Origin of the sequence: Acinetobacter sp. AG1 (genome assembly GCF_001005525.1) — a bacterium.
GTDB classification, from domain to species: domain Bacteria; phylum Pseudomonadota; class Gammaproteobacteria; order Pseudomonadales; family Moraxellaceae; genus Acinetobacter; species Acinetobacter modestus.
In genome coordinates this window covers 137,665-162,467 of record NZ_LBMZ01000122.1, presented here as the reverse complement: position 1 = coordinate 162,467, position 24,803 = coordinate 137,665, and the positions used below count along the sequence as shown (strand labels likewise).

Annotated in this window: 28 protein-coding genes; 14 read left to right on the top strand and 14 right to left on the bottom strand. The window is 38.6% G+C overall.

Features of this window, described 5'->3' with window-relative positions:
- Window positions 1-36: 36 nt before the first annotated feature.
- Window positions 37-1,311 (bottom strand): hypothetical protein, encoded by a 1,275-nt coding sequence (locus AAV96_RS15835; protein ID WP_046739997.1) that lies wholly within the window; start codon window positions 1,309-1,311, stop codon window positions 37-39.
- A 121-nt stretch (window positions 1,312-1,432) separates the two neighbouring features.
- On the opposite strand from AAV96_RS15835, the gene AAV96_RS15830 reads away from it, so the two are divergent.
- Both AAV96_RS15830 and AAV96_RS15825 read left to right on the top strand, forming a co-directional pair.
- The gene (locus AAV96_RS15830; protein WP_046739996.1) at window positions 1,433-2,212 is read left to right on the top strand and encodes a class I SAM-dependent methyltransferase; all 780 of its coding nucleotides are present in this window, start codon (window positions 1,433-1,435) and stop codon (window positions 2,210-2,212) included.
- 19 nt (window positions 2,213-2,231) lie between these two features.
- Window positions 2,232-2,807, top strand: a complete 576-nt coding sequence (locus tag AAV96_RS15825; protein WP_046739995.1) for a hypothetical protein — start codon at window positions 2,232-2,234, stop codon at window positions 2,805-2,807.
- 45 nt (window positions 2,808-2,852) lie between these two features.
- Here the strand turns inward: AAV96_RS15825 and AAV96_RS15820 are convergent, their stop codons facing one another.
- Entirely contained in the window at window positions 2,853-3,416 is a 564-nt protein-coding gene (locus tag AAV96_RS15820) for a hypothetical protein (protein WP_004660247.1), read from the bottom strand.
- Between the two features lie 169 nt (window positions 3,417-3,585).
- Between AAV96_RS15820 and AAV96_RS15815 the strand changes: the two genes are divergently transcribed.
- The gene (locus AAV96_RS15815) at window positions 3,586-4,209 is read left to right on the top strand and encodes a class I SAM-dependent methyltransferase (protein WP_046739994.1); all 624 of its coding nucleotides are present in this window, start codon (window positions 3,586-3,588) and stop codon (window positions 4,207-4,209) included.
- 14 nt (window positions 4,210-4,223) lie between these two features.
- Here AAV96_RS15815 and AAV96_RS15810 read toward each other — a convergent pair whose 3' ends face one another.
- Window positions 4,224-4,691: a Holliday junction resolvase-like protein gene (locus AAV96_RS15810; RefSeq protein WP_005156416.1), complete on the bottom strand. Its 468-nt coding sequence runs from the start codon at window positions 4,689-4,691 to the stop codon at window positions 4,224-4,226.
- A 128-nt stretch (window positions 4,692-4,819) separates the two neighbouring features.
- On the opposite strand from AAV96_RS15810, the gene AAV96_RS15805 reads away from it, so the two are divergent.
- From AAV96_RS15805 to sodC, 3 genes are all read left to right on the top strand, one after another.
- Window positions 4,820-5,464 carry a ParA family protein gene (locus AAV96_RS15805; RefSeq protein ID WP_046739993.1) on the top strand — a complete coding sequence of 215 codons (645 nt, stop codon included), beginning with the start codon at window positions 4,820-4,822 and terminating at the stop codon, window positions 5,462-5,464.
- A 122-nt stretch (window positions 5,465-5,586) separates the two neighbouring features.
- Complete coding sequence (locus AAV96_RS15800) at window positions 5,587-6,684, top strand: AI-2E family transporter (protein WP_046739992.1); 1,098 nt, start codon at window positions 5,587-5,589, stop codon at window positions 6,682-6,684.
- 103 nt (window positions 6,685-6,787) lie between these two features.
- On the top strand, window positions 6,788-7,369 hold the full coding sequence (gene sodC, locus AAV96_RS15795; protein WP_046739991.1) for a superoxide dismutase family protein: 582 nt from the start codon (window positions 6,788-6,790) through the stop codon (window positions 7,367-7,369).
- Between the two features lie 95 nt (window positions 7,370-7,464).
- On the opposite strand, the gene AAV96_RS15790 is transcribed toward sodC, so the two are convergent.
- Window positions 7,465-8,697 (bottom strand): MFS transporter, encoded by a 1,233-nt coding sequence (locus AAV96_RS15790; RefSeq protein WP_046739990.1) that lies wholly within the window; start codon window positions 8,695-8,697, stop codon window positions 7,465-7,467.
- A 358-nt stretch (window positions 8,698-9,055) separates the two neighbouring features.
- Window positions 9,056-9,427 (bottom strand): hypothetical protein, encoded by a 372-nt coding sequence (locus AAV96_RS15785; protein ID WP_046739989.1) that lies wholly within the window; start codon window positions 9,425-9,427, stop codon window positions 9,056-9,058.
- Between the two features lie 181 nt (window positions 9,428-9,608).
- Here AAV96_RS15785 and AAV96_RS15780 point away from each other — a divergent pair, with 181 nt between their 5' ends.
- From AAV96_RS15780 to AAV96_RS15770, 3 genes are all read left to right on the top strand, one after another.
- Window positions 9,609-10,481, top strand: coding sequence for a DUF4349 domain-containing protein (locus AAV96_RS15780; protein WP_046739988.1), 873 nt, complete (start codon window positions 9,609-9,611; stop codon window positions 10,479-10,481).
- Window positions 10,482-10,589: 108 nt separating this feature from the next.
- Window positions 10,590-11,180 (top strand): NAD(P)H-dependent oxidoreductase, encoded by a 591-nt coding sequence (locus AAV96_RS15775; protein WP_046739987.1) that lies wholly within the window; start codon window positions 10,590-10,592, stop codon window positions 11,178-11,180.
- Window positions 11,181-11,192: 12 nt separating this feature from the next.
- The gene (locus AAV96_RS15770) at window positions 11,193-11,507 is read left to right on the top strand and encodes a putative quinol monooxygenase (RefSeq protein ID WP_046739986.1); all 315 of its coding nucleotides are present in this window, start codon (window positions 11,193-11,195) and stop codon (window positions 11,505-11,507) included.
- Between the two features lie 259 nt (window positions 11,508-11,766).
- On the opposite strand, the gene AAV96_RS15765 is transcribed toward AAV96_RS15770, so the two are convergent.
- A complete protein-coding gene (locus AAV96_RS15765) occupies window positions 11,767-12,531 on the bottom strand; it encodes a DNA polymerase beta superfamily protein (protein WP_046739985.1) in 765 nt (254 codons plus the stop codon).
- Between the two features lie 489 nt (window positions 12,532-13,020).
- A complete protein-coding gene (locus tag AAV96_RS15755; protein ID WP_046739983.1) occupies window positions 13,021-14,430 on the bottom strand; it encodes an FAD-binding oxidoreductase in 1,410 nt (469 codons plus the stop codon).
- Between the two features lie 357 nt (window positions 14,431-14,787).
- Between AAV96_RS15755 and serA the strand changes: the two genes are divergently transcribed.
- The 3 genes from serA (at window position 14,788) to AAV96_RS15740 (ending at window position 17,963) form a co-directional block, all read left to right on the top strand.
- The gene (gene serA / locus AAV96_RS15750) at window positions 14,788-16,020 is read left to right on the top strand and encodes a phosphoglycerate dehydrogenase (protein ID WP_004660223.1); all 1,233 of its coding nucleotides are present in this window, start codon (window positions 14,788-14,790) and stop codon (window positions 16,018-16,020) included.
- Window positions 16,021-16,135: 115 nt separating this feature from the next.
- Complete coding sequence (locus AAV96_RS15745) at window positions 16,136-17,005, top strand: EamA family transporter (protein ID WP_046739982.1); 870 nt, start codon at window positions 16,136-16,138, stop codon at window positions 17,003-17,005.
- A 91-nt stretch (window positions 17,006-17,096) separates the two neighbouring features.
- Window positions 17,097-17,963: an EamA family transporter gene (locus AAV96_RS15740; protein ID WP_046739981.1), complete on the top strand. Its 867-nt coding sequence runs from the start codon at window positions 17,097-17,099 to the stop codon at window positions 17,961-17,963.
- A 37-nt stretch (window positions 17,964-18,000) separates the two neighbouring features.
- Here AAV96_RS15740 and AAV96_RS15735 read toward each other — a convergent pair whose 3' ends face one another.
- The 3 genes from AAV96_RS15735 to truB all read right to left on the bottom strand — a co-directional run bounded on the left by AAV96_RS15735 (window position 18,001) and on the right by truB (window position 20,273).
- On the bottom strand, window positions 18,001-18,447 hold the full coding sequence (locus AAV96_RS15735; protein ID WP_046739980.1) for a hemerythrin domain-containing protein: 447 nt from the start codon (window positions 18,445-18,447) through the stop codon (window positions 18,001-18,003).
- A 151-nt stretch (window positions 18,448-18,598) separates the two neighbouring features.
- The gene (locus tag AAV96_RS15730) at window positions 18,599-19,369 is read right to left on the bottom strand and encodes a sulfite exporter TauE/SafE family protein (RefSeq protein ID WP_046739979.1); all 771 of its coding nucleotides are present in this window, start codon (window positions 19,367-19,369) and stop codon (window positions 18,599-18,601) included.
- Between the two features lie 10 nt (window positions 19,370-19,379).
- Window positions 19,380-20,273, bottom strand: a complete 894-nt coding sequence (gene truB / locus AAV96_RS15725; RefSeq protein WP_046739978.1) for a tRNA pseudouridine(55) synthase TruB — start codon at window positions 20,271-20,273, stop codon at window positions 19,380-19,382.
- Window positions 20,274-20,410: 137 nt separating this feature from the next.
- Here truB and AAV96_RS15720 point away from each other — a divergent pair, with 137 nt between their 5' ends.
- Together AAV96_RS15720 and AAV96_RS15715 are read left to right on the top strand one after the other, a co-directional pair.
- Window positions 20,411-21,454: a lipase secretion chaperone gene (locus AAV96_RS15720; protein WP_046739977.1), complete on the top strand. Its 1,044-nt coding sequence runs from the start codon at window positions 20,411-20,413 to the stop codon at window positions 21,452-21,454.
- A 103-nt stretch (window positions 21,455-21,557) separates the two neighbouring features.
- The gene (locus tag AAV96_RS15715; RefSeq protein ID WP_046739976.1) at window positions 21,558-22,532 is read left to right on the top strand and encodes an esterase/lipase family protein; all 975 of its coding nucleotides are present in this window, start codon (window positions 21,558-21,560) and stop codon (window positions 22,530-22,532) included.
- Window positions 22,533-22,590: 58 nt separating this feature from the next.
- On the opposite strand, the gene rplS is transcribed toward AAV96_RS15715, so the two are convergent.
- The 4 genes from rplS to rpsP form a co-directional block, all read right to left on the bottom strand.
- Window positions 22,591-22,962: a 50S ribosomal protein L19 gene (gene rplS / locus AAV96_RS15710; protein WP_004660214.1), complete on the bottom strand. Its 372-nt coding sequence runs from the start codon at window positions 22,960-22,962 to the stop codon at window positions 22,591-22,593.
- A gap of 196 nt (window positions 22,963-23,158) precedes the next feature.
- Window positions 23,159-23,899, bottom strand: a complete 741-nt coding sequence (gene trmD, locus AAV96_RS15705; protein WP_046739975.1) for a tRNA (guanosine(37)-N1)-methyltransferase TrmD — start codon at window positions 23,897-23,899, stop codon at window positions 23,159-23,161.
- A 45-nt stretch (window positions 23,900-23,944) separates the two neighbouring features.
- Window positions 23,945-24,493, bottom strand: a complete 549-nt coding sequence (gene rimM / locus AAV96_RS15700; RefSeq protein WP_046739974.1) for a ribosome maturation factor RimM — start codon at window positions 24,491-24,493, stop codon at window positions 23,945-23,947.
- 16 nt (window positions 24,494-24,509) lie between these two features.
- Entirely contained in the window at window positions 24,510-24,767 is a 258-nt protein-coding gene (gene rpsP / locus AAV96_RS15695; protein WP_046739973.1) for a 30S ribosomal protein S16, read from the bottom strand.
- Window positions 24,768-24,803 lie beyond the last annotated feature (36 nt).

Below are 24,803 nucleotides of genomic sequence, written 5' to 3'. Positions count from 1 at the left end.
CCCTTTGCTTAAGCAAAGGGCTTTTGATTATATGATTTAATCTATCAATTGTAGTTTGGTCTGCTCATCCGCATGATCTTCAATAAAATGTCCCTGCCCATGATCATCACAACTCAAGGTTAAGTTTTTATAACTGAGTTGATAAAATTCAGGATAACGTTTAAAAATCAATAAAGACTGATCCAAAGCCAAAGCTTCACCGACTTTAACTAACTTATGAATCCCACGATCATTCATCGTCAAAACATAAGATTCTGCGTTTAAATCAAGTTCAACAACGGCATTCGCACTGACTTTCAATGGCAGCAGATATTGTTGATTCGCCTTAATTGCTTCAGCGTTATAAGCCTCTAGCTTTAAGCTGACTAAATTAAAAACTAACCATGTATTTTGAATCGTGCGAATGGTTGGCACTGAGCTGTCCATCTGTTGGATAAAATGCGGATGAATACCTAACTTCCGTAAATTTTGTTCAGTACCCTGTTGTAGATTAAATAATTGTTGAACCAATTTTTGCTTAAGAACAGCATCAAAATAACGTTCATCTAATTCAAAATCGTTATTTTGCAAGATTCGCAATAAAGCCTGATGATGTCTGCTCAATAATGCATCTAGTACATGGCGATAGTAGAACTTACTTTGCTTTTTAACCTCTCGAACGCGCTTATAAAAATAAGTAATCTCAAAAGGTTGCTCAACAAAATCATTGAGTAATTGCGAACTTGCCAAAACCGAGAGTGCTTCATGTCCTGTAAAAGGCAAATGAATCACATGCATCTTTGGTAATAAGGGCTGTATTTTTAAGAAATGTTCTTTATCTTCTGCATAGTATGGATCATAGACAATGATGTATTCACGAGATGAATCCACTTCATCCGCCTGAATCTGCATATTTTGATGAATAGATGCGTCAAAAAATTCTGCATAACGGCGATCATGAACCACATCAGGGTCTATCGAATATTGTGGTACAAAAGCAACGATTTTATGCATATTCAATAAATTAGAATATTTAATCGCAGCATAGCCTCCCATTGATCCACCGTAACCCACAATCTGCTCAAACTGTTGTAAGATCGGATGAATCTGTCGCTGCATCTCAAGCATGCTGCTTTTAGGAAACCAAGATTTTTGCTTCGGCATAATACCGATGACATTGTATTGATATTTTATGAGTGATTTTTCAGCATTAATTGACATTCCTTTGGCACGACTAATCAAATCGCCAAACGAAACCACCAAAGTGTCACTTGAACCTTTTAAAAAAATAACGCGAATATGTTCATCTTCAAATATTATTTGCTTATCCATGCTCACACTGAAAAATTAATCCTAGGCTTGTCGCAAAAAGCCATCAAATGATGTCTTTGCCAAACCCTATTTGCGGAGTATCTTATTTTATAGAGATAAGACAGATTAAAAAGCGCAAAAAATGACACAATCCTTACATCCTTCCGCTCAAAAAGGCTTTAGTTTAGGGGCTGAACTGTACCAGCAAGTTCGTCCCAGTTACCCACCAGAAATCCTCGTTTGGCTGCAAGATCAGCTCAAAGTCGGTGAAAATTCCACTGTTATTGACCTCGGTTCAGGGACTGGCAAATTCTTACCTCTCCTACTTCAAACACAGGCAAAAGTGATTGCTGTTGAACCTGTGACGGCGATGCGAGAACAACTGCAGCAAAGCTATAGCACAGTAGAATGTCTACAGACTTCAAGCGATCAACTTCTGGTGAAGGATGAATCCATTAACGCCATTATTTGTGCCCAATCTTTCCACTGGTTCTCAAATATCGAAACGCTCAAAGAAATGTATCGGGTATTAATTCCTGCGGGGCATCTTGGACTGGTTTGGAATCAACGTGATATTACTGTTGACTGGGTCAAAGCGTTGGCCGATGAAATCGCCCCATTTGAAGCAGATACACCACGTTATCATAGTGAGAAATGGAAACAGGTTTTTGAGCAACAACAGCTCTTTCAATTCAACGGTCTTCATACCTTTCAACTCCAACATACAGGCACAGTAGAACAAGTGGTCAGCAAACGGTTACTTTCCACGAGTTTTATTGCAGCAATGCCAGAACATCAACAACAGCAATTAAAAGCAAGATTTGAACAAATTGTATTTGATCTTACAGGGCGAACTGCTCAAGATCAGATTGATTTTCCTTATACAACCTTTGCCTACCATTTCCAAAAAATAGCAAAGTAACAATAAATCAGGTGTTTCTATGACCTTTAAATTTAAATCCACGATTGCACTCAGTTGCTTGATCAGCTCTACACTATTACTGAGTGCTTGTAACAAAGACCCCAAAGCCTCCTCTCCGCAAGAACAGCAAACTCAAAATTCTAATGATGCCATTGGTCAGCTTAAACAAATCCCTATTAAACAGTTCCCTACAACAGCTGACGATGCGCACGATATTGCGATTTTAGATGACTATGACCGTCGTTTTACCGAAATGAGCGACAGCATGGAAATAGAGCTGGCGAAGATGAAAGAAGCCAATACGCTCACGCCAGCGTTTGAACAGCAACGCCAAAAAGATAATGTTCAATCGGCACTAAATATGCTGAAAGAGTTAGAACTTAAAACAGAACAAGGTCGATATATTCAAGGACTTTTATATGAATACTGGGATAATCAAGCCAAAGTACTCGAGCAAAGCACCTTAGCGAGTACCACAGAAAATACTGATGCGGCTAAACAAGTTGATCATTTAAATGAATATCTACATGCGCAAAGCCAACTACACCATTGGAAAAGTTCTCAACCAACAGAAACTAAAAAGGCTAGTGAGTGATATAAAAAATTGAGGGTCATACGACCCTCTCTTATTTCAACAAGATTAGATTTTTTGTTTTTCTATCCACTGAATTGAATTAACACGGAATAGCTCACAAGCACCATCACCCGTATCCGTAGGTGTTAGAGAAGATCGCCAAACCAAATCTTTATCCCGAATTTCAACCAACTCACCTTTCAACTGCACCAAATCCCCACGCTTCACTTGTTTGATTTGTTGGGCAATTTCAGGATTTGCGGGAATAATATGCATATTGGAAACCATTTGCATGGCTTGATTTGCAGGAACAGGTAGCTTATCTATTTTCCAATTCAAATAGCGGTCATACTGATTTACTGAAATTTTACGTGCGATCTCGGGCTTGGCAAACAAACCCCAACTCACGGCATAATCAATCGGAGAAAATTTTGCTTGTTCGTCATCTTGATACATTTTAGAACCAAGAATACGGAAGTTGCCATAAAAAGGCTGTAACACCGAAATAGACTGATCCTTTGCGATCGGCGATAAACCATTGGCAATGTTATATTCTATTCCGCTGGTCGATGCATGTGCCTGCCCAAGCATAACCACCATGCCTAAACTCATCCATAGACGTTTTTTCATGGCTCATCACCCTCAAAATCTAACTAAATTCTTAGAAAAGCGTATCTCTTCATAGTATGCTTAGACGATGAAAAAAATTACTTTTTTTAGTAACAATCAAACTTACTTTAGTCATATTTTTGTGGCTTTGTTACTGATTTCTCTAATCTGAATCAACGAATGGATCTCTATGATTTATCAATTCTATCAACGTCGAGTTTTCCCACATTTACTCAACCAAGTCATGCAGACTGCAAGTCTAATGGATAAGCGTCGTGAATTATTGGTTCCTATCGAAGGTGAAGTCCTCGAAATAGGCTTTGGTACAGGTTTAAATATTCCTTTCTATGGCAATGTTGACTCACTTTATGCTTTAGAACCCAACCCAGATATTTATCATCTTGCCGTTGAACGAGTTCAGCATGCGCCTTTTTATATTAAGCATGTACAATCCAGCGCAGAGAAACTTCCATTTGCCGATGCAAGTTTAGATCATATTGTTTCCACATGGACACTCTGTAGTATTCCAAAACTTGATGTTGCCTTAGCAGAAATTTATCGTGTGTTGAAACCTACAGGCACCTTTCATTTAATTGAACATGTGAAGCATCCTGACTCGATCAAATTACAATCCTTACAGACCCTACTCACTCCGATACAGAAAAGAATTGGAGATGGATGCCATCTCAATCGTGATATTGAACGACACCTTGCACAAGCTAAATTTAAATTTCTTGAGAAAGAATATTTTGATGCAGATGGTATTCCCGCGATTGCACAAAAAATGCTATTGGCTCGCGTGCAAAAGTTATAAATTCAAAGCAGTCATTAATTTTCAAAATCAATTCTTAGCGTCTCAAAACGAATACGTCCTTCACGTACTGCTTGAGCAATTGCCTGCTGTCCTTTGCTCAAGCGCGCACCGCCACTTTTAATATCAAGTAGAATCACTTCAATATCGTCCGCAGTCCCATCTCCATCACGAAAATCGGTATAGCCATCAAAAACCACGTAATCGACAGGATCACCGAGAAATTTTGCATCACTAGGTAAATACTGAAATTCAGGTAAAATCGGCGCAAACTGTTCTGCCATTTTTCCTTTTAACACCGCACGACTGGTATTTACACTACGTTTCTGTGCATCTAGTAAAGCTTGCTTATGTTCTAATTCTAATTCAGCAATATATTTTTCATATTCCGCCTGAATACGACCATTCCGCGTATTGGACAAAATCAGCGTGGTAATCACAACACCAATACAACCACCAATTAACATTGCAAGCCAAACCGACATAAAACTTTCCTTTTTCTGAATCTGCTATTTAACTGCAACATTAAACTTTTGTCATGTGTCACACACTCTACTGAAAAAGATGCTAAGGTATAGTTGAATACAAAACGCTTGTTAAAAAATCTAATTTCATGAAGACAATATTAATTGCAAATCAAAAAGGTGGCTGTGGTAAAACCATGACAGCCATTACGCTTGCCGCAGCACTCTCACAAAAGGGCTATAAAGTCGCGTTAGCTGATGCTGATAACCAAAAATCATCATTACAATGGTTAAAACAACGCCCTGAAACTGTTGCTGCTATTCAAAGCCTCGACTGGAGGCATGAAAAATCAATTGGTGATGCACCTAAACATCTCGATTATTTAATCATTGATGCCCCTGGGGCACTGTCAGGCGAGCATGCAGAACAATTGGTCAGCGAAGCCCATGCGATTGTGACCCCTTTACAGCCCTCATTCTTTGATATTGATAGTACGCGTCGTTTCCTAAAACATTTACAAGACATCAAACGTATACGTAAAGGAAAAGTACAAATTCTGTTGATTGCCAATCGTGTAAAAGCGAATAGCTCTAGTTCAAAAGACATTCAAGACTTCTTTAATAAGATTGAACAAGAGCCTGTCACATGGATTTCAGAACGTAGTGCTTATGGCACGTTGGCTATGCAAGGTTTAAGTATTTTTGATAAGCCACAGAAAAACTTCGTTAGTATTCAAAGCCAATGGCAACCCGTTCTGAATCAGTTAGTCGATGATCCAAGTGAATGGTTTTAAGCTTTGCAAAGAAAGGTAATCTTTTGATATTGAATCTTTAAATAAGGAAATGAAAATTTCCCTAGACTAGTTTTTCAGTTAATATGGTTTTACTTATCTGCTAGTACTAGAGAAATATTATCGTGCAACAATACGCCCCAACATTACAACGCGTTTTGCTGTTTGGACTATTTTTTGTCTTAATGTTCCTCGGATTCAGTATCCTCAAATACTTTATCGTTCCTGTTCTTTGGGCAGCGATTATTGCTTATATGACATGGCCTGTTTATTTATGGGTACAACGTCGTTTTTTTGGTGAAAATCGACCAACGCTAAATGCAACAATCATGATTACGTTGGTCATTTTAGTGATTGGGGTTCCCTTTATTTGTGCCATTTTCATGCTGCAACTCGAAGGCCGAAATTTATATTTTAATTTACAAAAACAATTATTCTCAGGTCATATTCAAGTCCCCGAATTTATTAAAACACTACCAATTGTCGGTAAAGATATCAGTCGTACAGTCAATGAATTAAGTGCCGATCCGAATAGTATTGCGAAGAATGTTGCCGAATGGATACAAGGTCATTTGAGCTATGGTCGTTTTGTACTGAGCGAGATTAGTCGAAATTTAGTTAAGCTGACCTTTGCGATCATGACGCTGTTCTTTTTCTATCGTGATGGGCAAATGATTTTGTCTCAAGTGAGTCGCGCCTTAGAAAAGATAATTGGCCCTCGCGTACATCATTATTTAGAAACCATTTCAGAAACAACACGCGCTGTAGTATATGGTGTGGGGTTAACTGCTGTGGCACAAGCCATTTTAGCGGGTCTCAGTTACTTTGTAGCAGGTGTGCCTAACCCTATGCTGCTCACCATGGTGACTTTTATTTTGGCCTTAATTCCATTTGGAACTCCCATCTCCTATTTAGGGGTTGGTTTATGGCTATTTGCTCAAGGCCAAACTGTCGAAGCAATTGGTGTGATTACATGGGGTGTCTTGATTGTAAGTAGCTCAGATAATGTGATTCGACCTTTAGTTATCTCAGGCGCAACTCAAATTCCATTCATTTTAATTATGTTTGGTGTGCTAGGAGGAATCGCAAGTTTTGGTTTAGTGGGCTTATTTATTGGTCCAGTCATCTTAGCTATTTTATTGGCGATCTGGCGTGAATGGTTACATGAAAATGTTCAGGAGCCAATCGCTGCTATTGAAGCGCCACCTGAAACAAAGTTGTAATCTATTTACACGACTTACCATTTAATCTTACTGACAACTTGCGAGTTATCCCATACTTTGTTTGAATCAAACAAATAAAGATGATAGATAAGGATAATTTGCAATGATTTCAACGGTACAAAAGTCTTGTCTTCTGGCAAGTTTAGTTTTAATGATGAGTGCGTGTTCGTCTATTAACTTAGACAACAATGCATCTAAAATTCAAACACAGCCAACGACAACAGATCAGAAACAACTCATACAAGTTTACCAAGTCGATGCCAAAGGTGTAGGTGCATCGATTGGAACAGTAACATTTAAGCAAACAGCAAAAGGTTTATTAATTACTCCTGCACTTTGGAAACTTTCCCCAGGTGAACATGGTTTTCATATCCATGAAAACGGCTCATGTGAAGCAGCATTAAAGGATGGCAAAATGGGAGCAGCCCTTGCTGCTGGTAGTCACTTCAACCCAGATCATATTGCCAATCATGGTACACCTGAGAATGGGCATTTAGGAGACTTACCTGTGTTGGTGGTCAATAATAAAGGTTTTGCGGTTACACCCGTCATTGCTCCTCGCCTAAAACTTTCAGATATTCAAGGTCGTGCGATCATGATTCATGCGGGTGGAGATAATTATTCAGATACACCTAAGCCTTTAGGTGGTGGTGGCGAGCGAATTGCCTGCGGTGTTATTCAATAATAAAAGCACTGTGGGTATCTAAAAAGATATCCACAGTTTCGTAGATATTTTATGCAGCTACAAATGACTACGCCACTGGTTCAGCATATTATTCACTAATTGATTCCCTTGGCTTTACGTTCTTGCATCACTTGTTTGAGTACAGCTCTTGGTTGCATAAACCAAAAACCGATCAAACTGACACTCGTTAAAGCAAAAGCCCAAATATGGAAATGCGTATAAAGTACACGCACCAATTCTATAATCACAAAGAAACTCATCATCAATAGCAGTGAAACAGCTGCAGCGACTGTCCCTTTGGATACTTCTGAAGACATTAATGCAAAACGATATAAAACTGAAAAACTAATCCCCTCTCCTAAGCTTATTAAGGTCATACCCATCAATAAACACGGCACTAGATAAATTTGCCAAATCACACCTAATATCAGAAATAAGGTTCCAAGCAACATAATGGGTAGACCCATCAAAATCGTTTTACCTAATGGAAAGCGATCAATAATCTTAATCAGAATAATATTTCCCGCGATAAGCCCAAAAAATACAGGAAATTGCGCTAAACCATATTGCACACTACTGAGCTTTAACTCATCGACCAAGATAATGGGTGACAGCGCGATCCATAGCATTAATGGCATTCCAACCAAAGGTAAAGCAATGCTTAATCCTAAGAAACGGCGATTGGTGAATACTTTTTTAAAATCATCAAAAATATAAATAAAAGGTTGTCTAGCTCGACGCTCTTGGGTTGCTGGCATAAATTTATTTAGACCAAACCAACTCAGGAATGAAACGATTGCAATTGCAACAAAACCCCAATGCCAAGATACATAGTCAATTAAAAATGCACCAAGAACAGGCCCAAGTAATGGCGCGAGCAATGAGATATTGGCCATTAATGCCATCACTTTAATGGCATCACGTTCCTCAAATGTTTCCTGAATTGCAGCATAACCCACTGCCGAAATGACCGTAAGGCCAATTCCCTGTAAGAAACGTAAAGTCAGGAATTGTTGGATATTCTGGGTCAATAAGATCAGCAAACAACAGATGGTAAAGAAAGCTACGCCTGCCAATAATACCTTCTTACGTCCAAGACGGTCTGACAGAGGTCCAAGCAACCAAGCAACGCTTGCTCCACCCAATAAATAAAAAGACATGGAAGATGGTGCCCATGTTGCACTAACACCGAATTGTTCTGTAATTGCCAACATTGCTGGCTGAATTAAGTCATTACCGATATATACTGAAAATTCGAATAGCACTAAAGCTAATGGAAACATGAGCGTTATACGGTTTAACGCCATGCTTTGATTATTCGTCATCATGTTCTATTCACAAAAATAACCAATTCGCGTGCGGCCCATTCCCTTGAAAAAAAGAAAATAGATTCCGCACCACATCATTTTATGGTTTTGATTTAAATTAAATTTTGATTTCCATGCAGTGAGAGCGCATGTAAAAATGTGAAAACACCGTATTCACAAGGTGTATTAAGAAAACAATTTATTTACGTGAGATTGGTAAAAATTTTACCTATTGGAAAAATTTCCAAGCGCAACTTTAGCACTTTTTAAAAATGCCTGCAATTTAAGCAATAAAAGGAATTGTGTGGATATGTGAATAACCTAAAAGTTATCCACATTTTTGTTTGGTTTTTATTCATCGTCAATTTATCAAAGCGATTCAGGAACACAATTCAAACTGGAATTTATTGGTATTGTCCCCTCTCGCACACTGATAGCTTTGTTTTTTATTTACAACCTTCCAGACTTCTTGATCACGCTTTAACTCATATTCGGTACGAATAGCTGCAACAGAATCATCTAATTGGGCTTGCTCAACAGTGATTTCCGCGTCTGTTGGGTTTTCAGCACGATTAAACTGCTGATCAATTTTGAGATTAGTTTCATCATGAAATAAATTTGGTTGATCGAGTAAAACTGCATGTATTGCCGTACTTTTTTGTACCGCTGCTTGTTGCTGTGACTGTGCAATCGGCTGATTACATGCGGCTAAAAATAAGCTACACCCTAAAACCATCCAAATTTTATACATTTTGTACCTTTCCTATTTACCACATGTATTTATGCTACTATGCAAAACTTAATTTCAAAGCAACAAAATGTATGTGACTTATGAGAGATTTGTTGTATTTATCAATCATTTGAACATCATCACAAGTCACCAAAAAAACAAATTTTATAACATGAATATCACCACGGATTAGGCATCACCAATGTCAGATTTAGCAAAACAATTAGCAATTATTTTAGTCGTCAGTAGTACGATTGTCGGCTGCTCGAAAAAAGAAGAAGGTGCTGCAAGCGATGCATCTGTAGCGACAGAAAGTGCGGCACCTAATAGTGAAACAATTCGAGCAAATGCAGCAAAAAATCCTGAACAGCTGGTAAGCACACAACTAAGTGCTCTCGAACAAAATCGGCAATTAATTAAAAGTGCTGAATTGAAATTTGAAGTGAACGATGTATTAAAAACCACATCTACTCTTGAGCAACAGTTATTGCAATACAATGGCTATATTGAGAATAAGCAAATTGACTATCAAGTGAGTGACCGTTCTCAACATGATCGTATCGATGGAACCGTGGATATTTATGAAAAAATCACGCCGACGGTACAACTGACGGTACGTATTCCAAATGATCAAGTGACAACATTTCTAAATCATTTACTGCCTTTAATGCTGAACTTTAATACACAAAGCTACGAAGCTAAACGTTATGAATTAAAACTTTTAGAAGAGAAACTCAATACAGCGAACCAAAATAATAGCACATCCAATACGGTAAATAATCAATTACAACAGCTCACTGATTTAGAAGTGAAAGATCGCCTAGCGTATAGCACCATTCGTTTAGAATTTTTCCAACAGCCAAAAGTTCGTAAGAGTCACGACCTAAATATTCATCGTATTGCATCACTAGACAGCGATCCATTACTCACCCGAATAGCCGAAGCATTCAAAATCGGACTATCATATTTTAAAGAAACGCTCATATGGTTGATCCAATTTTGGGCGTTTTATATAGTGATTATTGCAATTTGGTTGATCCGTAAAGCCTATAAAACACGAAAACAGAACCCATAATTATTGATTATTAGTCAATAGTATTTTGCTTATTTATACATTTTTACTCATGAATAGATTCTCTAAAATGTGTCCAAGTTTTAGAAATCTATTTTTGAGTTTAATTTTATGAGCAATATTTTAATTATTAATGGCGCTAAACAATTCGCTCACTCGAATGGTGAATTGAATGACACCTTAACCGATTTTTCCGAATCACATTTAAAAACCTTAGGTCATACGGTACAAGTAACACGTACCGACAGTGACTATGACATCCAAGCCGAAATTGAAAAATATTTATGGGCAGATGTAGTGATCTATCAGATGCCAGGCTGGTGGATGGGTGCGCCATGGACAATGAAAAAATACGTTGATGATATCTTTACCATTGGTCATGGTTCACTTTATGCTAACGATGGACGTAGCCGTTCTGATGCTTCTAAGAAGTATGGTTCAGGTGGTTTAATCCAAGGTAAAAAATACATGTTGTCGTTGACATGGAATGCACCAATGGAAGCGTTCACTGATCCTGATCAATTCTTTCACGGCGTTGGCGTTGATGGTGTTTATTTACCTTTCCATAAAGCCAATCAATTCTTGGGTATGGAATCATTACCTACATTTATCGTGAATGATGTCATCAAGGCACCGAATGTGCCAAGTTACCTTGAAGCCTACAAAGCACATTTAGATCAGCTTTTTGCGACTGCCCATTAAGAGAGAAATCATATGTTGACGATTATTGCAGAAATTCAGACACATGCAGGTGCAGAACACCGTCAAGCAGTTTTAGATGCTTTCCAAAAAATCATTCCAACTGTACTGGCAGAAGATGGCTGTCATGGCTATGCCCCATTGATCGATCACCTACCAGCGATTGCTATGCAGACGCAAGATGAAAATAGCATTGTGATGTTAGAACGATGGGAAAGCACAGCTCATCTCGAAGCACATATGCAAACGGCACATATGCTGAAGCATTTTGAAGCGACCAAAGCGCATGTGGCTGATGTGAAAGTGCGTATTTTGGAAAGTGGGATTTAGAACAAAGATTGGTTATTTATCAAATCCTCACAAAATATATGATAGTTGGTAATGTCATCTGCAACCTACGAAATTTCAAGAAGATGCTGTTTCTGCGATAAATTTTAATTAATGCAAGAAGTGAATAGATTTCGCAGATGATAATGCCTTTGGTTACTTTGGGCAAAACCAAAGTAACTCCAGCCGAAGGCTAATCTTAAATATGAATGAGAACACAATACGACTCCGTCAAGACAAATAAAAATATAAGTAAATGATTTTACTTATAATAATACTGCTTCAAATGCCGACTATACTCCGTTAAATAACGCTCTAAGCCCTCTCGATGATCAGCTTTTTGCATCTCTTTAGCAGCCAACTGCTCAATTTTGTTTTCCAATAAATTCAGAATCGCTGCTTGTTCCACTTCAGGAAGTTGAGCTTTCTCTTTCTGCTGTTTTTTAATTTCTAAATAATCTTCTGCCCAACGGCGTAATGGATCATGCTCAGAGACTTGCGCAAATAAATCGGTAATCAATAATTCAGGCATGACTTCTTGGGTTGCTAACTCTGCCGACATCAAACCACGGATCGAATAAAATACTTTCTTATAAGTAAAATTATCCGCAGTTTGCATCACTTTCATACCACCTTTCGCCAGCGATAAGTAGTGATGATATAGCGCACTATAGTCAATTCGCTCAAGTAATCCATCGCGAAACGTTTGCCATTCTGGAAAAGCATTAAAATAAACGATATGTGCTCTGACCCATTCCAAAACCGTTGGGTTACTTTTTGCCAGTAATCCAAACATTTTATCAAGATCATATGAAACGAAATCGAAATCCCCATCCATGATTTCAATTAGATCACGGTACTTTTTATAATCAAAATATTGGTCTTTACTCGGCAAATGAAAACCACGTACATCATAGTCGCTGTCAGGGCTAGCCATACCCCATAAACGACTACCACTTTCGATATAAAATAATGGAATATCTTGGCGATGTTGAAACAGTTTTTCGATTTCGTGATGGATGTTCATATTTCCCTCTAAGATTCGATTAAACGAGAATTTTATTATTTGTAACCTGTCAATTTGATTCTCTACTCTTAATTTGTCTAATAAAAAATAGCATTTTTAATTTACTAGCTAAGTTAACCTATAACACATCAGTAAAATAGATAAGCCCTATTCGTTCATTTTTTAAGTTATGGAGCTCGTAATTCTTAAAGAAATTTAATTCTCCGTCATAACAAAGAAAATTTATTTCACAATGAATAAGCTCTCCTAATATCCATGAAGAGAAGTCTTTGAATATAAATGAACAGGAATAAAATAGATTTCCAATTTTTACTCTCAACATAATACGCATACACTTTACATTATGTTCATTATAAGAATGATCAATATAGTCTCCATATACTTGATCACTCTCTAGATAAATATAAGCTTGAGTTTTCATATTGGTTTTATAAAAAAAGCGCATCTTTCGATACGCTTTTAGCAGATATTCTTTTATTTAATCAAGCATTAAAGATCAAATAATTTTCCTGGGTTCATAATCCCATTAGGATCAAATGCCAATTTTAATGCTTTCATATATTCAATTTCTTTAGGCGAACGTGAATATTCCAAATATGGTTTCTTGGTCATCCCCACACCATGTTCAGCAGAGATCGAACCATCATATTTTTTCACAGTCTCAAACACATATTTATTCACCACCTGACACTTCGCAAAGAATTCGTCTTTAGTTAAATTTTCAGGTTTTAAAATATTTAAGTGCAAGTTACCGTCACCAATATGACCGAACCAGCAGATTTCAAAGTCTGGATAGTTGTCTGCAACGATCGCATCAATTTCAGCAATAAATGCGGGTACATGCGTAATCAACACTGAAATATCATTCTTATAAGGAATATACGGCGCAATTGACTCTGAAATATCTTCACGTAAACGCCATAAGCTTTGTGCTTGCTCTAGGCTTTGGCTCATTACACCATCAATCACCCAACCCTGTTCCATACAATGCTCAAAAATCTGCATTGCTTTATCCATAATCGGCTCATACGGCGCTTCAAATTCGAGTAATACATAGAATGGACAAGTTGTTTCAAATGGACGTTGTACATGACCACGATCCAATACTTTTTGCATTGCCACTTCACCAAAGAACTCGAATGCAGTTAAGTCGATTTCTTTTTGGAAGGCATGTAATACCGGCATTACCGCTTCAAAGTCAGGCGTACCCAATACCATGACTTGTAAGTTTTGTGGCTTACGCTCAAGTTTAATCTCAGCCTCAGTCACTAAACCTAATGTGCCTTCACCACCGATAAACAAATGCTGCAACGCATAACCCGTCGCATTTTTAATCATGCCTTTGTTTAAACGTAAAATATCGCCTTTACCCGTCACAACCGTTAAGCCAAGCACCCAGTTACGTGTCATACCGTATTTGATGACTTTAATACCGCCTGCATTAGTTCCGATATTTCCACCAATTTGACTAGAACCTGTAGATGCAAAATCAACTGGGTAATACATGCCTTGTTGTTCTGCATAATTTTGCAATTGTTCAGTCACAACACCCGCTTGAACGCGAACCATACGATCTGCTGGCAAAAATTCCAAGATTTGATTCATCTTGTCGAAACTAATCACGATTTCGCCATTATTCGCCACCGCACCAGCCGATAAACCTGTACGACCACCCGATGGCGTAATCGCAACATTGAATTGATTGGCAAGTTTTACAATCGACTGAACTTGTTCAGTACTTGATGGAAAAACGATGACTGATGGGTTCGGATCAAAATGTTTAGTATGATCTCGCCCCCAATTTTCTAAACTGTCAGCATCGGTTTTAATACGGTTTTCACCTACAATTGCCGTCAATTGGGTCAATAATTCAGGTGTCAAAGCGACTGAAGCATTCATCGTTTACAGGCCTAGCAAGAAGTAAATATAGGGCTTTTGGATGACAATATAATATTTTTCAAAACCTTATAAACAAAGGTCTGGAAACATCCAAAATATAGAAACGCTAGCGAAAGCATCAAACTTTCAGTTGATCAGTTTGATTATCGTATTTCTTTATTTTACATGTAAGCAAGCGAGGGATAAAGCACAGGATGGCAATAGTGTCATAACAAAATGTGAATAAACACTAAAATTCATTCGAAACTGAAAAAATCTCAACATTTATGCTGAGCTAATTTTAAACGAAATATCTATATCTCAAAGCTCTATGCTATGATACTGCAACTAAATTTTGGCCTTTGTAGCGGAGCCGTAATGAGCCAACATCTATCACTACCGAAAGACAAAATCCGTTTCCTTTTGTTAGAAGGTGTGCACCAAAATGCCATCGATACATTAAACGCTGCGGGTTATACCAACATCGACTACCACAAGACTGCACTTGAAGGTGAAGCTTTAAAAGAAGCGATCAAAGATGCTCATTTTGTTGGTATTCGTTCGCGTACTCAATTGACTGAAGAAATCTTTGAAGCAGCGAATAAATTGATTGCGGTAGGTTGTTTCTGTATCGGTACCAACCAAGTCGATTTAAAAGCAGCGATGTCTCGTGGTATCCCTGTTTTCAACGCACCATATTCAAATACACGTTCGGTTGCAGAATTGGTTCTTGCTGAAGCAATTTTATTACTTCGTCGTGTACCTGAGAAATCAAAAGATACACATGCAGGCGGTTGGAACAAATCTGCGGTTGGTTCTTTTGAAACGCGTGGTAAGACTCTAGGTATTATTGGCTACGGTTCAATTGGTTCACAACTTTCAGTTTTAGCTGAAAGTTTAGGTATGAAAGTTTGCTATTATGATGCTGTAACTAAATTACCGTTAGGTAATGCACGCCAAGTGGGTTCATTAGATGAGCTTTTAGAAACTGCTGATGTAGTTTCTTTACACGTTCCAGATGTTCCTTCTACACGTAACTTCTTCAAAAAAGAACAGTTCGCGAAAATGAAAGAAGGTTCGATCTTCATTAATGCTGCACGTGGTACATGTGTAATTATTGAAGATTTGGCAGATGCGATTAAATCTGGTCACATTGCTGGTGCAGCGGTTGACGTATTCCCGAAAGAACCAAAAGCGAATGGTGAAGAATTCCAGTCTCCACTTCGTGGCTTAGACAACGTGATTTTAACACCGCACGTGGGTGGTTCTACGATGGAAGCGCAAGCAAACATCGGTTTAGAAGTTGCTGAAAAATTCGTTGCATATTCAGATAAAGGTATGACACTTTCTGCGGTGAACTTCCCAGAAATTGCATTACCACTTTCTGACGGTCAACACCGTTTACTTCACATCCACAAAAACGTGCCAGGTGTGTTGTCTAAAATCAACACATTATTTGCTGAACAAGGCATCAACATCTCTGGTCAGTCTTTAATGACCAAAGGTGATATTGGTTATCTAGTTATGGATGTTGACGCATCTGCTTCTCAAGAAGCTCTTGATACCTTAAGCCAAGTTGAAGGCACAATTCGTGTACGTGTATTGTTCTAAGCTAAATTTAGAATAATCTGTAAAAAGCCACAGCAATAGCTGTGGCTTTTTTATTCACATTTGAATTATTATGTGAATAATATACCAATTGTTCAAATAATAAGTTGTTTCTCTAATGTTAAAAACCCCACTTCATGCCTTATTGTTATTAATGATTGCCATGTTGTGTGTACAAGGAAGCGGTTCTTTAGCCAAAATTCTGTTCCAAAGTTTTCCAGTCCTTACCGTATCAGCCATGCGTCTGTTTTTTGGTGCACTCATTTTAGCGGTGATTTTTAAAATTTGGACCATCAATTTCAAAGTGGTTCGTTGGAAAGCGATTCTCAGTTATGGTTTTGCACTTGCTGGAATGAATGCCTTATTTTATTTGTCACTAGAGCGTTTACCTTTGGGCTTAGCGGTTGCTTTTGAGTTTATCGGTCCTTTAAGTGTTGCACTATTTCATGCACGACAGCGCTATGATTTTATTTGGGTGGGTTGTGCCATTCTAGGTTTGGTATTGCTATTTCCTCTACAACAAGCACAACAACATCTAGATTTAGTCGGTGTATTTTTCGCTGTGGCTGCAGGCGCATGTTGGGCGCTATACATTATCGCAGGTCAAAAACCATCAGGTATTTCTGGTAATCATACGGTTTGCTTAGGCATGAGTATTGGTATGCTGTGTTTATTGCCCTTCGCACTCGCTGGTGGTGCCATCGATCGAGTCTTTGAACTACCCAATTTATACTATTTTATTGGGCTTGCGATTTTAGCCAGTGCCTTACCTTTTACGCTAGAAATGATTGCATTACGCAGTTTAACCCCTCTCAGCTTTGGTACTTTGATGAGCTTAGAACCCGCCGTAGCTGCACTCTCAGGCTTTATCTTTTTGAGTGAAACTTTGCTTTGGAATCAATGGCTCGCTTTAGCAACGATTATAGTTGCATCGATCGGTTGTACTTTTACAACTCAACATGCTCGACAACAGAAAGAGGCGCAATAAAATGTCACCGTATGATCATAATGTCGTTTTCACAGCATATAATCATCGCGCCTATTCTTAGGTCTGTTTACTTTGATTTTGTAGATCTCCCATGAAAAATATTCAGTTGGTCGCTGTGCTATATATGGTTCTTTCCATGGTGGCTTATCAAATCAGTGCTTCTTTTGCTAAACAACTGATTGCGACACTTGATCCGCTTACAGTCACAATATTACGCCTGTGTTTTGCGACTATTCTGGTTGCCATCATGTTCCGCTCATGGAAAGTGATCGCTAAACTTAAATACCTAAAATGGCGAGATTTACTGCTATATAGCGCTTCTTTGGGCTGTATGAATATCTTGTTTTATAGCTCTTTAGGGAAGCTGCCTCAAGGGATTGCGGTCGGTTTAGAATTCATAGGCCCTCTCGGTTTAGCTTTACTTTCAATTAAGCAGCGTAGTGATTACATCTGGGTAGCTTTTGCCGTCTTAGGAATTGTACTGATGGTGCCTTGGCATGATACGAATACTGAGCATTTTTCTTATCTTGGCGCGGCGTGCGCTTTAGGTGCTGGATTATTTTGGGCATTTTATATTTATTTCGGACATCGAGTTGTGCAACAGAATATTGGTATGCATGCCTTAACCATCGCAATTGGTTTATCTGCCCTGACCTTACTTCCCTTTGGTCTATGGAGTAATGCACCTGCACTACTCGACACTCAACATTGGGGTAAAGCTTTAGTGATTGCAATTCTAGCTACGGCTATTCCTTATGCGCTCGATCTCATGGCACTAAAACGTTTAAGTAAACTCAGCTATGGTACGCTTTCAAGCCTTGCACCTGCGCTTGCTGCTTTAGCAGGACTCGTGTTACTGCATGAACAAATTAGCTTCATCCAGTGGATCGCACTTGCATGTATTATGATTGCATCGATTGGAGTGACCTTACGTGGTGAAAAATCTCAAACACAGTAAGAGCACTCCTTTCTGCTCATTCTCGTTATAAAGCAAATTAGCTATCTGCATTTTTATATTTCTGATATTCAGTAAGATATTTTTTACCTAGTTTTTCCTTTTCATCATCCTCTAAAATTTTTCCAGCTTGTTGGAAAAATTTATGTTCTTCTTCCTTTAAATGATGATGGACTTTTTCACTTAATTGTTTTGCTGTCGCTAACCAACTCGGATTACTCATATCAGTTTCTTCTAATTTTTCAACCAGTTCATCCATTTCATGATGCTCAGATAAAGCATGGCGGGTAATGTCTAAACCCACATCATCAAACATTAAAGGAATATATAAATAGCGGTCTTCGGCAACTGAATGCGCATAAAGTTCATTCTTAAGCTGTTTAAGTAAATGTTCCCTTTCTTGAGTATATCCGCTGGTCTGAATTAATCGTTCAGCTAAGTTACGTTGTTGTTCGTGGCTTTCTCTGAGTGCCTCAAATATATTCATTATTTACCTCTACGATGGCTAGCATAATCAACACTTACTTCAATTCTTTATCTAGTTGATCTGTTTGGCTAAGCCTTAATATTAAAAAATCATACTTTTTTAAACAGCGATGTTTGCGTAGGTTTTTGTATGGAAAGTTTATTTTTATAGATTAAACTGCAACAAAGATTTGATAAGCCAACCGACAAATTAAAATACTGACCAAAATCAAAAATAAAATACGAATAAAACCACTACCGTATTTCAAAGCCAAACGTACACCCAATAATGAACCTGCAATATTGGCAGCCGCCATCATAAAACCAAGCTGAAAGAAGATATGGCCTGCGGGAATAAAGAAGCTCAGTGCCGCCAGATTAGTCATAAAATTACCAATCTTGGATAATGCTGAAGCATGTAAAAAATCGACTTGAAGAAAGCGAATAAAAAAGAAGATAAAGAAGCTGCCTGTACCTGGACCAAAGATTCCATCATAGAAACCAATCGCTAAACTACCCAATGCGGCAAAAAATAATAATTTTGGTGTGATGTGCTGATCAACATGTACTTGCCCAAATTGCTTTTTCATAAAGGTATAAATCGCAATCACAATCAGCATAACTAAGACAATCGGTCTTAATATATGAGTAGGCACCAGTGAAACACAGGCTGCACCTACATACGCACTGACAAAAGCAAAAATTGCGATCACCCATAATAATGACCACTGCAACTTTACTCGACGTACAAATGAAAGAGCTGCAGAACCCGTTCCAAAAATAGAGGCAAGTTTATTTGTTCCAAATAATGTTGCAGGAGCCGTTTGTGGTAATGCACCCATTAATGCTGGAATCTGAATTAACCCACCACCACCAACTGCCGCATCAATTGTTCCCGCACAGAATGCAAAGAACACTAGACTAAGAATCAGCTCCCATTCCATCAATATAACCTTATAAATTCAACAAACGTTTTGGCACAAGACGCTTTTTATCTGTAATTTCAGCTAAGCCTAAACAACTCTCACCATCAAATACCAATACTTCAGCAGCAGCTTCGTGCTCAATATTACTTTCTTGACCATTACCAAAATATTTTCCACGCCCTTCGGGTAATTGAACCCTTGGAAAATGTTCAACAGGTGCATAAACAGGCAACAATAATGCATCCCGCTGTTCCTGAGTAAGCGCTTCTAAATATTCGATGGTATAACTTGGATTAATTTCAAAATGACCTGTTTGAGTACGATGTAATTTTGTTAAATGTCCACCACAACCCAAAGCTTCACCAATATCTTCACCTAACACTCGGATGTAAGTTCCTTTAGAACACGTCACATCTAAGGTCAAACTGTCTTCTGTAAAACTTAAAAGCTTGAGTTCATAAATAGTGACTGGACGCGCTTCACGCTCAATTTCAATTCCTTGGCGCGCTAGCTCATACAAAGGGCGACCTTCTCGTTTCAGTGCCGAATACATCGGTGGTACTTGCTTGATATCACCACGAAACTGTTCTAGAACCTGTTCAATATTAGCTTCAGTTAATACTGGCACATCTCTTTGTTGAAGAATTTCCCCTTCAACATCACCCGTAGCAGTTGTTTGTCCAAGTTTTACTGTTGTTTGATAACGCTTGGTAGAATCCAATAAATAATGCGAAAACTTGGTTGCCTCCCCTAAGCAAATCGGTAATAAACCTGTTGCAAGCGGATCTAAAGCACCTGTATGTCCTGCTTTCTGTGCATTAAAAAGCCGACGTACTTTTTGCAATGCCGAATTAGAACTTAAACCTAACGGCTTATTTAATAAGAAAACACCACTCAGATGGCGATAAGAGCTTTTTTTCATAAATGAAAAGTCAAACAAGAAAGGTGTATTTTATCAAAACTATTCATCGGATTTTTAAAAATTAAACGCTTAAAAAAACAACATTTATGCTAAATTTATTTTCGTTTCCGAAATTAAAAGCAAATGGATTATGCTTAATGAATAAAAATGGAAAAAAAATAGCATTATTATGTAGCTTATTGATCATTTCAGCAGTCACGCTGAGCGTATTGTATTGGTTATATCCAAATCAGTCTCAACAATCACTTAACTCAACTGATCAATATAGCAACAACAGTAATCCATCACAGCTGCATAAGAGTACAAAGAATATCAATCAACTCGATGCTTCTTTTAATAGCACCAGCCAAATGGATACTGAGATTGACTGCAAATTACAATTCAATAGCGCTCAGCATTTAATTGTGAATGAACACACGCGGAATTGTTTTGAGTATTTTATTTCTCAATATGGCGAGCGAAATATTGATGAAATTCGGCATAACTTTCAGCTTTATATCGCTAAAACATTTCAAGCTTCACAACAACAGCAAGTTTTAACCTTATGGTCACGTTATTTAGAATATCGCCAAGAGCTCAGTAAATTACAGACTCAACAACCCTCACAGGAAAGCTATCAATATTTCCAAACTATTTTTAATTCGATGCATGATTTAAAACAGCGTTTTTTTTCAAATACCGAAATTGAGGGACTGTTTGGATCAGAGGATATCTATCAACAATACACACTTGATCGCATGAAAATTCTAGAAAATAACGAATTAGATGCATCAGCGAAAGCAAAACAACTACAACAACGTTTTGAGCAGCTTCCTCAAGATTGGCAAGACAACCTCAAAGATTTATCTAAGCTCGATGATTTACATTCATTAACTGCACAAATCAAAGCAAGACATGGCTCAAACCAAGAGCTGCGTGATATGCGTGTCAGTTTAGTTGGCGAGGCTGCTACTCAGCGTTTAGAGCAACTCGATCAACAACGATCTGATTGGAAACAGCGAGTTCAATCCTATCTTGATGAGCGTAAAACAATTGTAGATAGCAATATGAGCACTTCAGCCAAAGATCAAGCCGTTCAACAACTCAAACAAAAACAATTCCAATCAGCACAAGAACAACAACGTTTGCAAACTTTTGAAACTGTCTATGACCAAGGAGGAACCTTACCTTTTAGTAATTAAGAAACATCTTAAGGCATTGAAATAAAGCTATTTAGCATGGATGCAATGTCTCGTTCGCAAGAACATCAAGATCCATATGAAAACAAAAATCGAGAGAAATATCATGCAAAAACTAATCCGCTGTCTTGCACTATCTATGATAGCAATGGGCGTATCAACAAGTTACGCATCAAATACAACGCAAGTTAAAGACAATAATGTCACATCAACATATGCAAAAACCAAATATCCGATGGTCTTTGTACATGGTGTCGCAGGTTTTTCACGCGTTGGAAGTGATCCATTAGGCGTTGATTATTGGTATCAAATCCTACCTGACCTTGCTCGTAATGGTGCAAATGTCTGGGCGACACGACTTTCACCTTTTAACTCAAATGAAATTCGTGGTGAACAACTAGCGCAACAAGTTGAAGAAATTATTGCGATCACTGGACAACCTAAAGTTAATTTAATTGGTCATAGCCAAGGTGGTCCAACGATCCGTTACGTTGCTGGCATTATGCCAAATAAAGTTGCCTCATTAACCAGTGTAAGCGGAACACATAAAGGTTCACCCGTTGCCAGTTTGATTATGAAAGTGGATGGAACTGCATTAGGTAGCGCTGGGGCTGCAGTAGTCAACTTCTTTTCTGGCGCAATTACATGGGCACAAGGACTTGATCCAAAAAGCTATCCTCACGATGCTTTAGCCGCTGGACGTAGTATTTCTGTAGAAGGTTCAACCAAATTCAATACACGATTCCCAATGGGCGTACCAACTACAACATGTGGCGAAGGTAATTATCAAGAGAAAGGAATATATATGTATTCATTCTCAGGGACTCAAGCAGTCACAAACATTCTTGACCCACTAGATCCCCTATTTGCAGGTACTAGCCTAATTGTCGATATTAAAGGAGATAATGATGGTATGGTGAGCCGTTGTAGCGCTAAGTTTGGGCGTACGATCAGAGATAATCTCCCATGGAATCACGCAGATGAGGTGAATCAGGTTTTAGGTTTGAAATCACTTTTTGCACCTGATCCAATTGATATTTATCGTCAACATGCCAATCGACTAAAATTACAGGGACTATAGAGCAGACATAAAAAAATGCGCCAAAGGCGCATTTTTTTGCTTTACAACAAAGTTAAAATTAACCTTGTTTACGAGCTGGTAACTTTTCACGAATACGTGCAGCTTTACCAGACAACTCGCGTAGGTAGTAAAGTTTAGCACGACGAACGTCACCACGACGTTTCACTTCGATTTTAGCAACGATTGGAGAGTGAGTTTGGAAAACACGCTCAACACCAACACCGCTAGAGATTTTACGAACTGTGAAAGCAGAGTTTAAACCACGGTTTTTCTTCGCGATTACAACACCTTCAAATGCTTGAAGACGCTCACGGTCACCCTCTTTTACTTTAACTTGAACGATAACAGTGTCACCAGGAGCAAAAGCAGGGATATCAGTTTTTAACTGTGCATTTTCAACAGCTTGAACTAAAGGATGTTTACCACTCATTGTGGAATCTCCAATATGTGCGGGAGAGAAGAGGTCTCTTACACCGCTGAGGATAGAGGCTAAAACGCATATCGCTCGTTTAACTTTCCCTTTAAAGCAAAATTACTCTAAAGAGCCTATTTTCAACTTAAACTCAGTTTAAGTAGTAACTCGAAGCAAAGCTTCTCGTCTGTTGCAAACACAAACTTCTAACAGTTTAGTCTTGCGAATTTTTAAGCCATTTTTTTTGCTGTTTAGTCAACTCAACTTTATCAACTAACTCTGGTCGACGATCTAAAGTTCGTTGATAACGCTGCAAAAAACGCCATTTCTCAATATTGGCATGATGTCCTGATTTAAGTACCTCAGGCACATCTAACCCTTCGAAATGGTCTGGCTTGGTATATTGTGGACAATCAAGAAGGCCATCCACAAAAGAATCTTGGATCGCAGATTGCTCGTCAGACATGACATTTGGCAATCGACGAATAATACTATCAAGTAACACCATCGCTGGCAGTTCACCACCAGATAAAACGTAATCCCCAATTGACCATTCTTGATCAACATAATGCTGGATTAAACGCTCATCGACACCCTCATAACGCCCACACAATACAATCAAACCATCATAATCAACGAATTGTTGTACTGCCTGTTCATTTAAGGTTTTCCCTTGCGGTGACATATACACCACTGGGGCATGAACACAGCCTGCTTGTGTTGCAAGTTGTTTAGCATGGTTAATTGCTTTTGCCAAAGGCTCAGCCATCATCACCATACCAGGACCACCACCGAAAGGACGTTCATCCACTCGTTTGTAGTTGCCCTCAGCAAAATCTCGTGGGTTAATGCAATTGACTTGCACGATGTCACGCTTTGCTGCACGCCCGCTAATCCCGTGCGCTGTAATCGCTTCAAACATTTCAGGAAACAATGTGATGACTGCAAAAAACACCGCAGACTCCTTTATTTTCCTGCTGCGCTACTTTCCCCGAAAGGATTAGTAGTCTACGCCCCAATTGACGTAAATACGACCAGCTTCAAGATCAACGCGTTGTACCACATCTTTATGCCAAGGAATCATTCGCTCTTCAGCATCAATGCTATCAGGTGTCGCTTTTACGACCATGACATCATTGGCACCTGTTTCAAACAGTTCGTAGATTTGACCGAGATTCACTTCTTGTTCTTCATCATTCAGACCTAACACCGTTAGACCTTTAAGATCAGACCAGTAGTACTCGTCTACATCTGCTTTAGGAAGCTGTGATTTAGCAATCCAGATATTTGCACCAACTAAGTTTTCTGCACCCGTGCGATCATTCACGCCTTTTAATGCAACAACCAAGCCTTTGCCATGTGGTTTCCAACGTTTTACATCTATGGTTTGCCAACCTGCCTTGGTCTCAATGTACCAAGGAAGGTAGTCAAACATATTGCTCATAGGTTCTGTATTAGAGTAAACCCAGAGCCACCCATTCAATCCATAAGCTGAACGTAACTGTCCAATCTGAATACGATCTTCTGGCACATTCTGTGTTGATGTCATGGGCTACCTACTACAATTATGCAGTAGTTGCAGCTTTTTTAGCTTGAGAAGCTAAAGAAGCAACGCGATCTGAAGGTTGAGCACCTTGAGCAACCCAGTGAGCAAAACGGTCAGCATCTAAACGAACTTTTTCAGCTTTACCTTGTGCAGTTGGGTTAAAGAAACCAATACGCTCGATGAAACGACCATCACGTGCATTGCGGCTATCAGTTACAATGATTTGATAGAATGGACGTTTTTTTGCACCACCGCGCGCTAAACGAATAACAACCATGAGAACAACCTTATAATTTTTACGGATTATCCCTGC

Coding starts and splice junctions, on each gene's coding strand:
- AAV96_RS15835 (WP_046739997.1), bottom strand. CDS start 1,311: ATGGATAAGCAAATAATATTTGAAGATGAACATATTCGCGTTATTTTT.
- AAV96_RS15830 (WP_046739996.1), top strand. CDS start 1,433: ATGACACAATCCTTACATCCTTCCGCTCAAAAAGGCTTTAGTTTAGGG.
- AAV96_RS15825 (WP_046739995.1), top strand. CDS start 2,232: ATGACCTTTAAATTTAAATCCACGATTGCACTCAGTTGCTTGATCAGC.
- AAV96_RS15820 (WP_004660247.1), bottom strand. CDS start 3,416: ATGAAAAAACGTCTATGGATGAGTTTAGGCATGGTGGTTATGCTTGGG.
- AAV96_RS15815 (WP_046739994.1), top strand. CDS start 3,586: ATGATTTATCAATTCTATCAACGTCGAGTTTTCCCACATTTACTCAAC.
- AAV96_RS15810 (WP_005156416.1), bottom strand. CDS start 4,691: ATGTCGGTTTGGCTTGCAATGTTAATTGGTGGTTGTATTGGTGTTGTG.
- AAV96_RS15805 (WP_046739993.1), top strand. CDS start 4,820: ATGAAGACAATATTAATTGCAAATCAAAAAGGTGGCTGTGGTAAAACC.
- sodC (WP_046739991.1), top strand. CDS start 6,788: ATGATTTCAACGGTACAAAAGTCTTGTCTTCTGGCAAGTTTAGTTTTA.
- AAV96_RS15790 (WP_046739990.1), bottom strand. CDS start 8,697: ATGATGACGAATAATCAAAGCATGGCGTTAAACCGTATAACGCTCATG.
- AAV96_RS15785 (WP_046739989.1), bottom strand. CDS start 9,427: ATGTATAAAATTTGGATGGTTTTAGGGTGTAGCTTATTTTTAGCCGCA.
- AAV96_RS15780 (WP_046739988.1), top strand. CDS start 9,609: ATGTCAGATTTAGCAAAACAATTAGCAATTATTTTAGTCGTCAGTAGT.
- AAV96_RS15775 (WP_046739987.1), top strand. CDS start 10,590: ATGAGCAATATTTTAATTATTAATGGCGCTAAACAATTCGCTCACTCG.
- AAV96_RS15770 (WP_046739986.1), top strand. CDS start 11,193: ATGTTGACGATTATTGCAGAAATTCAGACACATGCAGGTGCAGAACAC.
- AAV96_RS15765 (WP_046739985.1), bottom strand. CDS start 12,531: ATGAACATCCATCACGAAATCGAAAAACTGTTTCAACATCGCCAAGAT.
- AAV96_RS15755 (WP_046739983.1), bottom strand. CDS start 14,430: ATGAATGCTTCAGTCGCTTTGACACCTGAATTATTGACCCAATTGACG.
- serA (WP_004660223.1), top strand. CDS start 14,788: ATGAGCCAACATCTATCACTACCGAAAGACAAAATCCGTTTCCTTTTG.
- AAV96_RS15745 (WP_046739982.1), top strand. CDS start 16,136: ATGTTAAAAACCCCACTTCATGCCTTATTGTTATTAATGATTGCCATG.
- AAV96_RS15740 (WP_046739981.1), top strand. CDS start 17,097: ATGAAAAATATTCAGTTGGTCGCTGTGCTATATATGGTTCTTTCCATG.
- AAV96_RS15735 (WP_046739980.1), bottom strand. CDS start 18,447: ATGAATATATTTGAGGCACTCAGAGAAAGCCACGAACAACAACGTAAC.
- AAV96_RS15730 (WP_046739979.1), bottom strand. CDS start 19,369: ATGGAATGGGAGCTGATTCTTAGTCTAGTGTTCTTTGCATTCTGTGCG.
- truB (WP_046739978.1), bottom strand. CDS start 20,273: ATGAAAAAAAGCTCTTATCGCCATCTGAGTGGTGTTTTCTTATTAAAT.
- AAV96_RS15720 (WP_046739977.1), top strand. CDS start 20,411: ATGAATAAAAATGGAAAAAAAATAGCATTATTATGTAGCTTATTGATC.
- AAV96_RS15715 (WP_046739976.1), top strand. CDS start 21,558: ATGCAAAAACTAATCCGCTGTCTTGCACTATCTATGATAGCAATGGGC.
- rplS (WP_004660214.1), bottom strand. CDS start 22,962: ATGAGTGGTAAACATCCTTTAGTTCAAGCTGTTGAAAATGCACAGTTA.
- rimM (WP_046739974.1), bottom strand. CDS start 24,493: ATGACATCAACACAGAATGTGCCAGAAGATCGTATTCAGATTGGACAG.
- rpsP (WP_046739973.1), bottom strand. CDS start 24,767: ATGGTTGTTATTCGTTTAGCGCGCGGTGGTGCAAAAAAACGTCCATTC.